The organism is Methylobacterium sp. Gmos1 (assembly GCF_053764715.1).
Map to the genome: position 1 here is coordinate 121,366 of NZ_JBSNCC010000011.1, position 15,286 is coordinate 136,651.

At 71.3% G+C, this 15,286-nt stretch carries 13 protein-coding genes and 1 other RNA gene; 10 read left to right on the forward strand and 4 right to left on the reverse strand.

Going from position 1 to position 15,286, the window contains the following annotated elements; translation table 11 throughout:
• Window positions 1-29: 29 nt before the first annotated feature.
• Both ACS5PV_RS20575 and ACS5PV_RS20580 read right to left on the reverse strand, forming a co-directional pair.
• Window positions 30-1,148 carry a S1C family serine protease gene (locus ACS5PV_RS20575; RefSeq protein ID WP_455397204.1) on the reverse strand — a complete coding sequence of 373 codons (1,119 nt, stop codon included), beginning with the start codon at window positions 1,146-1,148 and terminating at the stop codon, window positions 30-32.
• An 8-nt stretch (window positions 1,149-1,156) separates the two neighbouring features.
• Window positions 1,157-2,176, reverse strand: a complete 1,020-nt coding sequence (locus tag ACS5PV_RS20580; RefSeq protein ID WP_455397205.1) for a DUF817 domain-containing protein — start codon at window positions 2,174-2,176, stop codon at window positions 1,157-1,159.
• 48 nt (window positions 2,177-2,224) lie between these two features.
• On the opposite strand from ACS5PV_RS20580, the gene ACS5PV_RS20585 reads away from it, so the two are divergent.
• From ACS5PV_RS20585 to ACS5PV_RS20595, 3 genes are all read left to right on the forward strand, one after another.
• Complete coding sequence (locus ACS5PV_RS20585) at window positions 2,225-2,557, forward strand: hypothetical protein (RefSeq protein WP_455397206.1); 333 nt, start codon at window positions 2,225-2,227, stop codon at window positions 2,555-2,557.
• Window positions 2,558-2,660: 103 nt separating this feature from the next.
• Window positions 2,661-4,829, forward strand: coding sequence for a methylmalonyl-CoA mutase (gene scpA / locus ACS5PV_RS20590; RefSeq protein ID WP_455397207.1), 2,169 nt, complete (start codon window positions 2,661-2,663; stop codon window positions 4,827-4,829).
• Between the two features lie 85 nt (window positions 4,830-4,914).
• The gene (locus ACS5PV_RS20595) at window positions 4,915-6,789 is read left to right on the forward strand and encodes a M23 family metallopeptidase (protein ID WP_455397208.1); all 1,875 of its coding nucleotides are present in this window, start codon (window positions 4,915-4,917) and stop codon (window positions 6,787-6,789) included.
• A gap of 489 nt (window positions 6,790-7,278) precedes the next feature.
• On the opposite strand, the gene ACS5PV_RS20600 is transcribed toward ACS5PV_RS20595, so the two are convergent.
• On the reverse strand, window positions 7,279-7,926 hold the full coding sequence (locus ACS5PV_RS20600) for an SspB family protein (protein ID WP_455397209.1): 648 nt from the start codon (window positions 7,924-7,926) through the stop codon (window positions 7,279-7,281).
• A gap of 43 nt (window positions 7,927-7,969) precedes the next feature.
• Window positions 7,970-8,334: a transfer-messenger RNA gene (gene ssrA / locus ACS5PV_RS20605) on the reverse strand.
• Between the two features lie 123 nt (window positions 8,335-8,457).
• Between ssrA and ACS5PV_RS20610 the strand changes: the two genes are divergently transcribed.
• From ACS5PV_RS20610 to ACS5PV_RS20640, 7 genes are all read left to right on the forward strand, one after another.
• Entirely contained in the window at window positions 8,458-9,111 is a 654-nt protein-coding gene (locus tag ACS5PV_RS20610; protein ID WP_455397210.1) for a CPBP family intramembrane glutamic endopeptidase, read from the forward strand.
• Window positions 9,112-9,269: 158 nt separating this feature from the next.
• Window positions 9,270-10,064, forward strand: coding sequence for a thymidylate synthase (locus ACS5PV_RS20615; RefSeq protein ID WP_455397211.1), 795 nt, complete (start codon window positions 9,270-9,272; stop codon window positions 10,062-10,064).
• Between the two features lie 2 nt (window positions 10,065-10,066).
• Window positions 10,067-10,642: a dihydrofolate reductase gene (locus ACS5PV_RS20620; protein ID WP_455397212.1), complete on the forward strand. Its 576-nt coding sequence runs from the start codon at window positions 10,067-10,069 to the stop codon at window positions 10,640-10,642.
• Between the two features lie 140 nt (window positions 10,643-10,782).
• Window positions 10,783-11,988: an FtsH protease activity modulator HflK gene (gene hflK, locus ACS5PV_RS20625; RefSeq protein ID WP_455397213.1), complete on the forward strand. Its 1,206-nt coding sequence runs from the start codon at window positions 10,783-10,785 to the stop codon at window positions 11,986-11,988.
• Window positions 11,985-12,905 (forward strand): protease modulator HflC, encoded by a 921-nt coding sequence (hflC, locus tag ACS5PV_RS20630; RefSeq protein WP_455397214.1) that lies wholly within the window; start codon window positions 11,985-11,987, stop codon window positions 12,903-12,905. The genes hflK and hflC overlap by 4 nt, the downstream gene beginning before the upstream one ends.
• A gap of 193 nt (window positions 12,906-13,098) precedes the next feature.
• On the forward strand, window positions 13,099-13,293 hold the full coding sequence (locus tag ACS5PV_RS20635) for a DUF2065 domain-containing protein (RefSeq protein WP_093571202.1): 195 nt from the start codon (window positions 13,099-13,101) through the stop codon (window positions 13,291-13,293).
• 220 nt (window positions 13,294-13,513) lie between these two features.
• Window positions 13,514-15,022, forward strand: a complete 1,509-nt coding sequence (locus tag ACS5PV_RS20640; protein WP_455397215.1) for a DegQ family serine endoprotease — start codon at window positions 13,514-13,516, stop codon at window positions 15,020-15,022.
• Window positions 15,023-15,286 lie beyond the last annotated feature (264 nt).

The following is a 15,286-nucleotide window of genomic DNA, read 5'->3' on the forward strand; positions in this document are numbered from 1 at the left end:
GTCCGGTGCCGCGAGGCGACGGGCGGCGTTCAGCGCCGGCGCTGCCCCATATCCGCCGGGGTGACCGAGAGGGTGATCGCCCGCCCGTCGCGCTCGACCTGGAGCGCCACGCGGCTGCCGACGCCGGAGGCCTCGAGGGCCGCCGTGAGGTCGGCCAGCCGCCGCACCGGACGGCCGTTCACCCCCATGATGATGTCGCCGAGTTCGCCCGTCGCCGGATCGACGCCCTGGAGCCCGGCCTGGGAGGCGGGCGAGCCCGGCAGCACCCGCACCACCACGAGGCCGTCGATGCCGAACCGCGCCGCCGCCTCCTCGCTCGCCGCCACGATGCCGATGCCGGGGCTGGGCGTGCGGCCGGTGCGGATCAGGTTCGGCACCACCCGGTTGACCACGTCGACGGGAATCGCGAAGCCGATGCCGGCGCTGGCGCCCGATGGCGAGAAGATCGCCGTGTTGACGCCGATCAGCCGCCCGGCGGAATCGAGCAGCGGCCCGCCGGAATTGCCCGGGTTGATCGCCGCGTCGGTCTGGATCACGCCGGACAATTCCCGTCCCTCGGCCGTCGGCAGCCGGCGCTGGAGCGCGCTCACCACCCCGGTCGTCAGGGTGTGGTCGAGGCCGAACGGGTTGCCGATGGCGTAGGTGAACTGCCCGACCTTGAGGTCGCCGGAGGTGCCGATGGCGATCGGCGGCGGCGCAGCCGTCACGCGCCCGAGCTTCAAGACGGCGAGGTCGTAGTTCGGGTCGGTGCCGGCCACGGTCGCGGGCACCACCTCGCCGGTGGAGAGCCGGACCTGGATGTCGCCGCCGCCCTGGATGACGTGGTTGTTGGTGACGACGTGGCCGGCGGCGTCCCAGACGAAGCCGGAACCCGTCTGCTCGCCCCCGCCCTGACGACGCTCGCCGGTCTCGGGGTCGAACGACACCGCGCCCTGCTGCGCCCGGGCGAAGACGTAGACCACGGAGGGCGCCGCGCGCTCGAACAGCGCCACCGTCGAGGCCTCGGCCTGCGAGAGGTCGCCCCGCGCCGTCACCGCCCGGGGTGCGTCGGCGGAGAACAGCAGGCTCGTGACGTAGGGCTGCGCGACGAACAGCGCGAGCAGCACCAGGGCGGCGGTCAGGGCGACCCGCAGGAAGCGATCGGGCACCGTCGTCGTTACTCCGGATGGGAACTTGCCGAGAGGGAACTTGCCGAAAGGGAACTTGCCGGGATGGAGCCGGCCGTCGCTGCCGGGGAAGTGGGCCGGGCTGGACCCGCGTCAATGGCCGCGCTCGGCTCGGGGAGCGTCGCGGCGAACGCTCTCGGCCGGCTCGCCAGGGCGACCAGCGTGTAGGAGATGATCATCAGGAGGAACCACGAGCCGAACTTCTGCGGCGACACGGCCGCCCAGCCGGCGGCCTGGTGCGGGTAGATCCAGCCGCGCGTCGCGGTGCCGATGTTCTCGGCGAACCAGATGAACAGGGTGACGAGGAGCAGGCCCAGCAGCAAGGGCATGCGCCGATGCACCCGCCACACCCGGAAATGCACGACCGCCGGGCCGAACAGGGCGACCGCCCCCGCGAACAGCACCAGGCGCAGGTCGGCCACGACGTGCTGGGTGAAGAAGTTGAGGTAGATCGCCAGAGACAGGACGACGAGGGCCGGGAGCGGCGGATGCCGCGTGAAGCGGAAATCGAACAGGCGCCACACCCGGGCGAGGTAGGAGCCGACGCTGGCATAGAGGAAGCCGCTGAACAGCGGCACGCCGGCAAGGCGAAGCCAGCTCGGCTCGGGATAGAGCCACGAGCCCATCTGGGTCTTGTACAGCTCCATCGCGGTGCCGACGGCGTGGAAGACCAGGATGACCCGCGCCTCCTCCCAGGTCTCGAGGCGGAAAGCCAGCATCGCGACCTGGATCGCGACTGCCGCGAGGGTCAGAAAATCGTAGCGGGCGAGGGCCAAGCCGGGCGGATAGGCCAGGTGGGTGACGATCATCAGCCCGCACAGCGCCCCGCCGAACAGGCAGGCCCAGCCCTGCTTCGCGCCGAAGCGCAGGAACTCGTAGAGGCCCGCCGCGACCGGGCCGCGGGCCCGCGCCCGCTCGCCGAGGCGCGCGTCCAGGGCGGAGAACCGGGCGAGCGGCGCCCACAGCCGCGCCGCACTGTCCGGCCGGGGACCCGGTAAGGTTGCAGGCATGGGCGCGGGTCTCTAGGCTCAGGGCGTTCCCCATACGAAAGGTCCGGAATGCTCCGCAAGCCGCAGCCGTCCTCGCGCGCTCTCGTCCTCCTCGGCTCCCTCGCCCTCGCCGCCCTCGCGGGCAGCGCCGAGGCCTCGCCCCGCAACACCCGCGCGGAGGCCTGCACCCGCGCCCGGAGCGAGGGCGAGCGCCAGGCGCTCGGCTGCTGGCGGCTGCGTGACGAGGCCGGCCGCGGCCAGCGCATCCATGGCGGCGTCGCGGTCGCGGACTTCTACGCCACCGTGCCGGCGGAGCGGGAGGCGGCCGCGTCGAAGGCTGATCAGCGGCGGCGCGACTGGGTCCGGGCGCGGGCCCGCGGCCGAGTGGCGGGGGGCGAGTAGGCGCGCCGATCATCGCGCCCCCTCCCCTCGGCCCATTGGCCGCAGCGGCACCCGCGCCTATAAGTCATCGGCAAGGAACGCCAGCAACGAGAGCCGCAGGCCGATGACCCGCATCCCGGATTTCTCGGAAATCGCCTTCGCGCCGGCCGCAGGCGCCAGCCCCGCGGCCGTGGCGGCCGCCGCCGAACCGTGGATGACCCCGGAAGGGATCCCGGTGAAGGCGGCTTACGGCCCGCAGGATCGCGCGGGGCTCGATCTCGCCGGCTCGTATCCGGGCATCGCACCGTTCCTGCGCGGCCCCTACCCCACCATGTACGCGACCCAGCCCTGGACGATCCGGCAGTACGCCGGCTTCTCCACGGCCGAGGATTCGAACGCCTTCTACCGCCGCAACCTCGCGGCCGGGCAGAAGGGGCTGTCGGTCGCCTTCGACCTCGCCACCCATCGCGGCTACGATTCCGACCACCCGCGGGTCTCGGGCGACGTCGGCATGGCGGGCGTCGCGATCGATTCGATCTACGACATGCGGACGCTGTTCTCGGGCATCCCCCTCGACCAGATGACCGTGTCGATGACGATGAACGGCGCGGTGCTGCCGATCCTCGCCCTCTACATCGTCGCGGCCGAGGAGCAGGGGGTGCCGCCGGAAAAGCTCGCCGGCACGATCCAGAACGACATCCTCAAGGAATTCATGGTCCGCAACACCTACATCTACCCGCCGGCCGGGTCGATGCGGATCATCTCGGACATCTTCGGCTACACCTCCGCCCACATGCCGAAGTTCAACTCGATCTCGATCTCCGGCTACCACATGCAGGAGGCCGGGGCCACGCAGGACCTGGAGCTGGCCTACACGCTCGCCGACGGCGTCGAGTACATCCGCGCCGGGATGGCGGCGGGCCTTGACATCGACAAGTTCGCCCCGCGCCTGTCGTTCTTCTGGGCGATCGGGATGAACTTCTTCATGGAGGTGGCCAAGATGCGGGCGGCGCGCCTGCTCTGGGCCTCGCTCGTCAAGGATTTCTCGCCGAAATCCGAGAAGTCGCTGGCGTTGCGCACCCACTCGCAGACCTCGGGCTGGTCGCTGACGGCGCAGGACGTGTTCAACAACGTCACCCGCACCTGCCTCGAGGCGATGGCGGCGACGCAAGGCGGCACCCAGTCGCTGCACACCAACGCGCTCGACGAGGCGCTGGCGCTCCCCACCGACTTCTCGGCCCGCATCGCCCGCAACACCCAGCTCTTCCTCCAGCAGGAGAGCGGCACGACGCGGATCATCGATCCGTGGGGCGGCTCGTACTACGTCGAGCGGCTGACGCAGGATCTGGTCGCGCGCGCCTCCGCCCATATCCGCGAGGTCGAGGCCTTAGGCGGCATGGCGAAGGCGATCGAAGCCGGCATCCCGAAGCTGCGCATCGAGGAGGCGGCGGCCCGCACCCAGGCGCGGATCGACTCGGGCCAGCAGGTCATCGTCGGCGTCAACCGCTACAAGCCCGACGGCGACCGGGCGATCGACCTCCTGCGGGTCGACAACGGCAACGTCCGCACGCTCCAGATCGACAAGCTCAAGCGCCTGCGCGCCGAGCGCGACGGGCAGGCGGTCGAGGCGCGGCTCGCGGCCCTGACGGAAGCCGCCAAGGGGAGCGGCAACCTGCTGGCCCTCGCCGTCGAGGCGGCGCGGGCAAAAGCCACGGTCGGCGAGATCTCGGAGGCGCTGGAGCGGGCCTGGGGCCGGCACCGGGCCGAGATCCGGGCGATCTCGGGCGTCTACAAGCGGGAGATGGGTGGCATGTCGGCGGCGGTCGAGCGGGTGCGCGGGCTGGTCGAGACCTTCGAGGAGGCGGATGGGCGCCGCCCGCGCATCCTGGTCGCCAAGATGGGCCAGGACGGGCACGACCGCGGCCAGAAGGTGATCGCCTCGGCCTTCGCCGATCTCGGCTTCGACGTCGATATCGGCCCCCTCTTCGCCACCCCCGAGGAGGCGGCGCGCCAGGCGGTGGAGAACGACGTCCACATCGTCGGCGTGTCGTCGCTCGCCGCCGGCCACCTGACCCTGGTGCCGGAACTCAAGCGGGCGCTGGACGAGGCCGGCCGGCCCGACGTGATGATCGTCGTCGGCGGCGTGATCCCGCCGGGGGATTTCGCGGCGCTCCGCCAGGCCGGCGCCTCGGCGATCTTCCCGCCCGGCACCGTCATCGCCGAGGCCGCGGCCGAGCTGATCGCCGAGCTGAACGGGCGCCTCGGCTACGCGCCGCGCGCGGCGGCGGAGTAGCCGAAGAGCCTTCGCGTCTCAAAACGGTCACGGTTTCGGCGCCAAGGGCGGTCCCTTCCCTCCGCCTGGTCCAGGGCCCGATTCGTTGTCCGCTTTCGTCGACGCGCCTTCCCTCTCCGGCACCAGCGCCGCGTCGCGGCCGCCGCGGCAGGCCCTCAACCTGCGCTGGCTCGCCGGCAGCCTCCTTACCGGCATCACCGGCGCCGGGCTGATCGGCGTCGCGCTCTACCTCGCCGCCGCCGACGGCGTGGTGGCGACGCCGCCCGAACGGGCGCTGCCCCCTCACGGCGAGGGCGCCGCCGGCGACGTCGCCCGCAAGGGCGACCGGCTGGTGCGCGACGAGATGATCGTGGCGGCCAAGACCGCCTTCAAGGCGCCGATGACCGAGCGCGCCGGCGAGCGCGAGGTGATTCGCGTCCACGCCTACGTGCAGATCGCCACCGAGCTACCGCTGCGCGCGCCCGACGTGCCGGTGCCGCCCTTCGACCCCCTGCGCAGCGCCCGGATCGAGGCGCCCGCCGCCCCCGAGGGCGATTCGGACCCGGCCGAGACCGCCGTCACCCTGGTGCGCAGCCCACTCAGCGAGGCGACGGTCGAGGACGACGCGCCGGCCCTCAGCGATGCCGAGGTCGATTCCCTGGTGGCCGAGACCCGGACGCTCGCCGGCGGGACGCTGCCGCCGGCCTTCCCGGCCGAGCGCCTGCTCTCCCGGGCCCTGCGGCCTGCGGCCCTCCCCGACGATCCCGGGCTGGAGGCGCGCTTTCGCAACATCGAGGTCCGGATCCTCCCCGAGAACCTGACCGAGATCGCCGAGACCGGCACCGGCGGCGACGGCGCCCGGCTGGTCGAGGAGCGCGACCTCGTGCTCGCCAAGGACCAGAGCCTCGCCGATCTCCTCAAGCGCAACGGCGCCGAGCCGGCGCGGCTCGCCGCCCTCCTGGGAGCCTTGAGCCCACGCGCACGCGACGACCTGCCGGAGGGCCAGCACGTGCGCCTGCTGATCGCCCCCGAGGGCGACGGCCATGCCCACGAGAGCCGCGGCATCGCCCGGGTCACGCTCTACGGCGAGGACGGCATCCAGGAGATCGTGGCGACCAACGACCGCGGCGGCTTCGTCTCGGTGGCCCCGCCCCGGCCGGGCAGCACGAAGGACGACGACGAGGAGTCCGGCGTCACCCTCTACGAGAGCCTGTACGGCACGGCGCTCAAGAACGGCGTGCCGCGCCCGATCATCGAGGAGATGGTCATGGCGCTGGCGACCTCCACCGACCTGCAGCAGCGCACGACGCCGGGCGACCGGGCCGAACTGTTCTTCACCGAGGACGAGGATGCGAAGCCGGAACTGCTCTACGTGGGCCTGCGCATCCACGACGACACCTACGGCCTCTACCGCTACCGGGTTCCGGGCTCGTCCGAGGTCGACTACCTCGACCCGACCGGCCGCTCGAGTCAGAAGTTCCTGATGCGCCGGCCGGTGGCCGAGGGGCGGATCTCGTCGCCCTTCGGTCCCCGCCTGCACCCGATCCTCGGCTATTCCCGGCCCCACAACGGCGTCGACTGGGCGGCGACCCGCGGCACCCCGATCATGGCGACGGGCGACGGCACCATCGTATCGGCGGGCGCCCGCTCCGGCTACGGCAACCGGGTCGAGATCCAGCACGCCAACGGCTACACCACCGCCTACAACCACATGGCCCGGATCGCTCGCGGCATCGCGCCGGGCGCCCGCGTCCGCCTCGGCCAGGTGATCGGGGCGGTCGGCACCACCGGCCTCTCGACAGGCCCGCACGTCCACTACGAGGTCGCGATCAACGGCCGCTTCGTCGACCCGATGAAGATCCGCCTGCCAAGCGCCAGAGAGCTGACCGGCCCGAGCCTCGCCGCCTTCCGCCAGGCGGAGGAGCAGATCGACGCCCTGCGCCAGAAGCACGGGGGGAAGACGGTGGCGGAGCGGACGTGAGGGGAAAGCGCGCGAGCATAGTCGCACGCGCTTGCCCCCCGCGCGCAGGCCGGGAGAGATGGAGAAAAGGAGACGGTCGCGGATGGGCCACAGGCCCTTCAGCCGGAAGCCCAACGTTACGAGCCCACGATCGACTCGCGGGATCCGGGCGGTCCGCCGCACTGAACGGGACCGTCACCGGCAAGGGCCGAGCCTGGGCGCTCGACGGACGAACCCGGTAGGGCCGAGTTCGACCCCCTATTCGAGGCTCGAGCGAAGCCGCGCTTCACGTCGAGGAGGCCTTAAGTCGGGGGCGATGGCGAAGGCACCGCACCGAGCGGCCGGGATCGCCGCACGAGAAACCGTGAGACGCCTTCTCCTAGGAGCGGCAACGATCGCCGGAACGGCGCCAACGTATAGCGGCCTCGATCCAGGCTGATCCGGATCGAGGCAGGTATGAATCCGTCGGGGACGCCGCCGGCCGATCGGCGAGCGTTCGAGCCCTCCGGCTCAGCTCTTCTTGCGGAATGCGTCCAGGCTGACCACCGAGGCACCCTCCTGCGGGGCGTCGGTGCGCTCGCCGGCCTCGTCGGCCTTCGGCTCGGCGGCAGGATCGTCCTTGGCGGAAGACTCCTTCGCCGCCGGCTTGGGCTCGGCCTTCGCGGCGGGTACGATCTTCGGCAGGTTGCTGCCGATCGTCGGGACCTTCGGCAGAGCCTCGCTCGGCTCGGAGCCGGCGCCGCGGATCGCCCGCAGGGAGGTCGTGCCGGCAGGCGCCGTGTCCTCGCTGGTCGCCGTGCCGTCGTTGAGCTCGAACTTGAGGCCGAACTGCACCGACGGGTCGAAGAAGCCGGTCACCGCCTCGAACGGCACCAGCAGCCGCTCCGGCACACCGGAGAAGGACAGCCCGACCTCGAAGGTGTGCTCGGTCACGCCGAGGTCCCAGAACTGGTGCTGGAGGACGATCGTCATGTCCTGCGGGTATTTTTCCCGCAGTCGCTGCGAGACCCGCACGCCGGGATAGTCGGTCCGGAACGAGACGTAGAAGTGATGCTCGCCGGCCAGGCCGTCGCGCGCCGCATCGCCCAGCACCTTGCGCACGACGTTGCGCAGGGCATCCTGCACCAGGAGATCGTAGCGAATCAGATCGTCTGCCATCAACCGTTGCCTGGCGCCGCATCGCTCGCGGGAAGAGAATTCGAGTGGAGGCTTCTGTTGCCAGGTGCCTCCGAACCCCGCCTATGCGGTGCTACCCGCTAGGACTTCGTTTGGTCTTGGGGACCGCTTACGCGGCCACCGCCACCGGAGCAAAGTTGTCGTTGGCAACTATTGCATTGGCCCGATAACGGCGGAACCATGCCGAGCGAAAGCTCAACCTTTACGCCCTCGTCGATCCTATTTCGCCCCCGCCGAAGCCCGAACCGAACGGGCCATTCCGGACTTGGGTGGAGGCGCCGGGTACCGCCCCCGGGTCCGATAGGTTTATTCCGAAGAACGTTTATCGCCATAGCCGGCCTCGCGACCGGCAAGGCGAATATAGAGGGTCCCGTGCCGCTTTTGAAGCCCGCCGCGCGCCATTCTGTGGCCCTTTCGCGATGTGATGCGCCGGCGCCCGCCGCAGGAGCCTGCGAAGGGCGCTCCTGGCTGCGTTCTTGGCCCCGCGTCGCCGCCGCGAGCGTATGGGCGCTGTTGCTGCAAGTCGCCGCGTTCGGGCTGGCCTTCGGCGCGGTCGCGGCCATCGGTCGCCTGCCGGCCCCGCCGCCCGGCCTGCTGCCGTTCCCGTCCCTGAGCGGGAGCGAGAGGGCGCTGCTCGCCCTGACGGTGCTGCCGCACGCGATGCTCGCGCTCCTCGTCCTCGCCGGCCGGATCCGGGCGACGACGGCCCTCGGCTTCGCCCGTCCCGCCCTGCCGCGGCGCGCCGTGCTGCTGATCCTGCTCTGGCCGCCGCTCCAGGTCGCCGGCACCGCCCTGCTCCTCGTGCTGTCGGGCCAGTCGCCGGTCCAGGCCTGGCGGCTGTCGCCGTTCCTCGCCGGCGGGGTACTCTGGACCTGGGTCCTGTGGCTGGTGGCGCTGGCGCCGCTGGCGGAAGAAATGCTGTTTCGCGGCGAGCTGTTCGGACGCCTGGCGCGGCTCCTGTCGCCTGCCGCAACGGTCGCGGTCAGCGCGGTGGTGTTCGCGCTCTGCCACGCCGAGAACGGCTTGCTCCAGCCGGTCTCGGTCCTGCCGCTCGGGGTGGCCTTAGGCGTCATGCGGCTGTGGACCGGCAGCCTGTGGCCGTGCGTCGCGCTCCACGCGGCCAGCAACGGCGCGGTGATCCTGGCGCGGGTGTGGAGTACCGGCTGATTCCGCGTCCCGGGCGCTGCGATTCCGGCTCCGCCCGCGTTATCCTGCCGGGCTCGCGGCCGGATCGGGCAACCGCCTCTCCGGCCGCGCAGCCCCTGCAAGCCCGCCGGGCGCCGCACGGCGCCCCGGGCCGTTTTGTCACGCGGAGGATGTCCGCCATGCGCCCCTACCACGCCCTCCTCCAGCGCATCCTCGACGACGGCGTCGAGAAGCACGACCGCACCGGCACCGGCACCCTGTCAGTGTTCGGCCACCAGATGCGCTTCGATCTCGCGGAAGGCTTCCCGCTCGTGACGACGAAGCGGTTGCACCTGAAGTCGATCATCCACGAGCTCCTGTGGTTCCTCGCCGGCGACACCAACGTCGCCTACCTGCAGGCGAACGGCGTGACGATCTGGGACGAGTGGGCCGACGAGCACGGCGACCTCGGGCCGGTCTACGGCCGGCAGTGGCGGTCTTGGGCCAAGCCCGACGGCGGCAGCGTCGACCAGATCGCCTGGGTGCTCGACGAGATCCGCCGCAACCCCGATTCGCGCCGCCTCGTCGTCTCGGCCTGGAACCCGGCCGACCTCGACCGCATGGCGCTCGCGCCCTGCCACTGCCTGTTCCAGTTCTACGTCGCCGACGGCCGGCTCTCGCTCCAGCTCTACCAGCGCTCGGCCGACGTGTTTCTCGGCGTGCCGTTCAACATCGCCTCCTACGCGCTCCTCACCCACATGATGGCGCAGGTGCTCGACCTGACGCCGGGCGACTTCGTCCACACGCTCGGCGACGCGCACCTCTATTCCAACCACCTCGCCCAGGCCCGCGAGCAGCTCTCCCGCCCGATCCGCCCGCTGCCGCGGCTCCGCCTCGACCCCTCGGTGCGCTCGCTGTTCGAGTTCCGCTACGACGACATCGCCATCGAGGGCTACGACCCGCATCCGGCGATCCGGGCGCCGGTGGCGGTCTGAGAATGTCCCCTCCCCGCGTCACCCTGATCGTCGCGGTCGCGAAGAACGGCGTCATCGGCCGCGACAACGCGCTGATCTGGCGCCTGCGCAGCGACCTGCGGCGCTTTCGCGCCCTCACCATGGGCAAGCCGGTGGTGATGGGGCGCAAGACCTGGGACTCGATCGGCCGGCCGCTGCCGGGACGCCGCGTGATCGTGCTGACCCGCGATCCCGCCTGGCGGGCGCCGGGCACCGAGCGGGCCGGCGGATGGGACGAGGCCCTGCGGCTCGCCGGCCCGGCCGAGGAGGTGATGGTGGCCGGCGGCGCCGAGATCTACGCCCTCGCCCTACCGCACGCCGACCGGATCCACCTGACCGAGGTCGATGCGTCGCCCGACGGCGACGCGCGCTTTCCCCCGGTCCCGGCGGCGTTCCGCGAGGTCGACTCGGAGGCGCACCCGGCCGGCGCCGAGGACGAGCACGGCTTCCGGTTCGTGACGCTCGACCGTCACGCAGGGCACGATACGTCCGAGAGAGCAAAACCATCTCAAGTTCCCGGGTGCGGCGATGGAACTCCCGCTGCCCCCCAGAAACCTTGAGAATTCGCCCGGCGCCGGTGGTTGCTTTCGCGTGAGGCTCGGCCGATATCGCAGGGGAGCAAGACCAGAGCAGTGCGAGTGCCGCGCGGGACGCGAGAGACAGCGCGGGGCGTGCCGGCCGGGAAAGGACGTGGGCGAGCATGCCTTGGAGCAATCAGAGCGGCGGCAGTGGCGGCGGCGGCAACGGGGGCGGTCCCTGGGGCAACCGCGGCGGCAATAGCGGCGGTCCCTGGGGCGGCGGTTCCGGCGGCGGGGGCGGTGGCCCCTGGGGCGGGGGCGGCGGCTCGGGCGGCGGCAACCAGCCGCCGGACCTCGAGGACCTGCTGCGCCGCAGCCAGGACCGGCTGAAGAACCTGATCCCCGGCGGCGGCTCGGTCGGCTCCAAGGGCGCGATCCTGGCGGTGCTGGTCGTGCTGGTGCTGTGGCTGATGACCGGCTGGTACACGGTGCTGCCGAGCCAGGTCGGCATCAACACGGTGTTCGGCCGCTACACCGGCCAGTCCGGCGAGGGCCTGCGCTACAACTTCCCCTACCCGGTCGGCGCGGTGGTGAAGCCGAATGTCGGCGAGTCGCGCAGCATCCAGGTCGGCTACCGCTCGGGCGTCGGCGCCCAGCGCTCCCGGGACGTGCCCGAGGAGAGCCTGATGCTCACCGGCGACGACAACATCGTCGACATCGACTTCGACGTGCAGTGGCGGGTGAACCCGGCCAAGGCCGAGGATTTCGTGTTCAACCTCCAGAACCCCGAGGGCACCATCAAGTCGGTGGCCGAGAGCGCGATGCGCGAGGTGGTCGGCCGGCGCCAGATCCAGGCGATCCTCACCACCGAGCAGTCGAGCGTGGCGCAGGAGGTGCAGCAGATCATCCAGAAGGGGCTCGATTCCTACGGCGCCGGCGTGCTGATCAACGTGGTCCAGCTCCAGGGCGTCAGCCCGCCCTCCGAGGTGCGCCAGGCCTTCGTCGACGTGAACGCGGCCCAGCAGGACGCCGCCCGCGCCCGCAACGAGGCCGAGACCTACGCCAGCCGCGTGGTGCCCGAGGCCAGAGGCCGGTCCTCGCAGGTGATGCAGCAGGCCGAGGCCTTCAAGGCCCAGGCCACCGCCGAGGCGACCGGCCAGGCCGCGCGCTTCCGCGAGGTCTACGAATCCTACAAGCTCTCGCCCGCGGTCTCGCGCGAGCGGATGTTCCTCGACACGATGGAGAAGGTTCTGGGCGGCGTGAACAAGGTGATCATCGATCAGGGTAGCGCGGCGGGCACCGGCGCGGCTGCTGCCGGCGTGCTGCCGGTCCTGCCGCTCCAGGACTTCGCCAACGCCGCCCGTCCGGCCCAGGGGAGCGCGCGATGAACGGCAACGTCCTTCGCACCGGCCTCGTGGTCCTCGGCGTCCTCGTCCTGGTGCTGATCTACGCCTCGGCCTTCACCGTGAGCCAGACCCAGCAGGCGCTGGTGCTGCAATTCGGCCGGGTGCGCACCGTGCTCAACCAGGCCGGCACGGACAAGCCCGGCCTGTACTTCAAGCTGCCGTTCTTCGAGAGCGTGACGGTGTTCGAGAAGCGCCTGCTCGACCTCGACCTGCCGGTGCAGACCGTGCTCTCGGCCGACCGGCAGAACCTCGAGGTCGACGCCTTCGCCCGCTACAAGATCAGCGATCCGCTGCGCTTCTACCAGTCGGTGAACAACGTCCAGGTCGCCAACCAGCGCCTGTCGAGCTTCACCAACGCGGCGATGCGCAACGTGCTCGCCAGCGCCTCGCGGGACGCCATCGTGCGCACCCAGCGCGAGGCCCTGATGAACCGCATCCAGGAGGACGTGAACCGCCAGGCGAAGAATCTCGGCATCGAGATCATCGACCTGCGCCTGACCCGCGTCGACCTGCCGGCGGCGAACTCGCAGGCGGTCTACCAGCGGATGCGCACCGAGCGCGAGCGCGAGGCGGCGGACCTGCGCGCCAACGGCGCCCAGGTGGCGGCGACCATCAAGGCCAAGGCCGACCGCGACGTGACGGTGCTCATCGCCGAGGCGAACCAGAAGGCCGACCAGCTCCGCGGCCAGGGCGAGGCGGACCGCAACCGCATCCTCGCCGACGCCTTCGGGCAGGACCCGGACTTCTTCGCCTTCTACCGCTCGATGCAGGCCTACGAGAAGGGCCTGAGCGGGAGCGACACCCGGCTGGTGATCAGCCCCGGCTCGGAGTTCTTCCGCTACTTCAATGATCCGCAGGGCCGAGCCCGCCCCGCCGCGGCCCCGGCAGCCGGCCAGTAGGCCGGCGGCTCTCCCCGCCGCGGCGGATCCGAGACGTGACCAGACCTGAGCGCCCCGCCCCGGCGGGGCGCGCTTTTGTGACGGCGGGCCCCGCGGCCGGCCGGGCCGCGGAGAACGAGACAATGCGACCGCAGGGGGGAACAGGGCAGCGGGACGGGGGGACCGCCCTCTCGCGGCAGGGCGGTCGTCTGCCGTGAAGGATCTCGTCGCCGCGCTGGGCCTCGCGCTCGCCATCGAAGGCCTGCTCTGCGCCGCCTTCCCGGCGGCGATGCGCCGGGCGATGCAGGAGGCCTCCCAGACCCCGATGGAACGGATGCGCCTCGTCGGCCTGCTCTCGGCCGCCGCCGGCGTCGTCGTGGTCGGCGTGGTCCGGCTCCTCCTCGGGTGAGGCGTGAGCCCCGAGACAGTCTCGAAGACATCCTCGAAGGCATCCCTGGCGGTCGGCCGGGACTTGAACCGGTCCGCCGGGAGACGATCTTAAGGAACGCTCCCGGCCCGGTCGCCGGGGGTGTCCCGGACCGGGCGTGGGCAAGCGGAATGCCGCCTCCCCGCCCGCGCGCCGGGCCGCACCGTGTCGCTACGACGATCCTGCCCAACGAGGTTCCCAGATGGCCGCTTCCTCGCGCCGTAACCCCGCCTTCGCGAGACGGCGCCTGCCCGCCCTCGCGGGGGCCCTGCTGGCCCTGTCGGTCGGCACCGCGTCGCTGCCGGGCGTCGCCCTGGCCAAGGGGCCCGAATCGCTCGCCGACCTCGCCGACCAGGTGACGGACGCGGTGGTCAACATCTCGGCCTCGACCACCGTCGAGACGCGCAGCCGCACCCTGCCGCAATTGCCGCAGGGCACCCCGTTCGAGGACCTGTTCGAGGAATTCTTCAACCGCCGCGGCCAGGGGGGCGGGGGCGAGAGCCAGCCGCGGGCGCCGCGCCGCTCGAACTCCCTCGGCTCCGGCTTCATCATCGACTCGTCGGGCATCGTGGTCACCAACAACCACGTCATCGGCGACGCCAACGACATCCAGGTCATCCTGCACGACGGCCGCAAGCTGAAGGCCGAGATCGTCGGCAAGGACTCGAAGATCGACCTCGCGGTGCTGCGGGTGAAGCCCGATCCGGATCGGCCGCTGAAGTCGGTGCCGCTCGGCGACTCGGAGAAGATGCGGCCGGGCGACTGGGTGATCGCGATCGGCAACCCGTTCGGCCTTGGCGGCTCGGTCTCGGCCGGCATCGTCTCGGCGCGGGGCCGCAACATCGAGTCCGGTCCCTACGACAACTACATCCAGACCGACGCGGCCATCAACAAGGGCAACTCGGGCGGTCCGCTGTTCAACATGAACGGCGAGGTGATCGGCATCAACACGGCGATCCTGTCGCCGACAGGCGGCTCGGTCGGCATCGGCTTTGCCGTGCCCACCGCCACGGCCGGCCCGGTGATCGACCAGCTGCGCCAGTTCGGCGAGGTGCGCCGCGGCTGGCTCGGCGTGCGGATCCAGAACGTCGACGACACCACCGCGGAAGCGCTCGGCCTCAAGGGCGGCGGCCGCGGCGCGCTGATCGCCGGCGTCGACGACAAGGGCCCGGCCAAGACCGCCGGCCTCGAGGTCGGCGACGTGATCACCAAGTTCAACGGCGTCGACGTCAAGAGCTCGAGCGACCTGCCCCGCATCGTCGCCTCGACCCCGGTCGGCAAAGTCGTCGACGTGACCACCGTCCGCAAGGGCCAGGAGCAGACCAAGCAGGTCACCCTCGGCCGCCTGGAGGACAGCGACAAGCCGCAGCAGCAGGCCAACCTCAGCCGGCCGCAGCCGGAGGCCGACGTCACCCGCCAGGCGCTCGGCCTCAACCTGACCAACCTCTCCGACGAGGCGCGCAAACGGTTCGGGGTGAAGGACAGCGTCAAGGGCGTGCTGGTCACCCGGGTCGACCCGAATTCCAACGCCGCCGACAAGCGCATCCAGCAGGGCGACGTCATCGTCGAGGTCGGCCAGGAGGCGGTTAACTCGCCGGCCGACGTCACCCGGCGCATCGACCAGATCAAGAAGGACGGCCGCAAGTCGGCGCTGCTCCTCGTCTCCAACAAGGACGGCGAGGTGCGGTTCGTGGCGCTCAGCCTCGAGTAGCGGAGGGATCGCGCGGCGGGTTTTCGCGGCCCTCCGCGCGCTCCAGGCGATTGACTGTTTGATTGTACTCCCGGCGATGTCTCGATGGACTTCGTCGCGCGGCCGCGCCCAGTCCGTGCGTATCCCGACTGGGCCACCACTCCTCATCACCGTCCCGATGCCGCGTGGCGGAACTCGGGATGATGCCGAGGAACACGAAACGAAAAATCCCACCCGCAACCTCATGGCGAGGATCACGGGTGGGATTTTTCGTTCAGAGCCGGG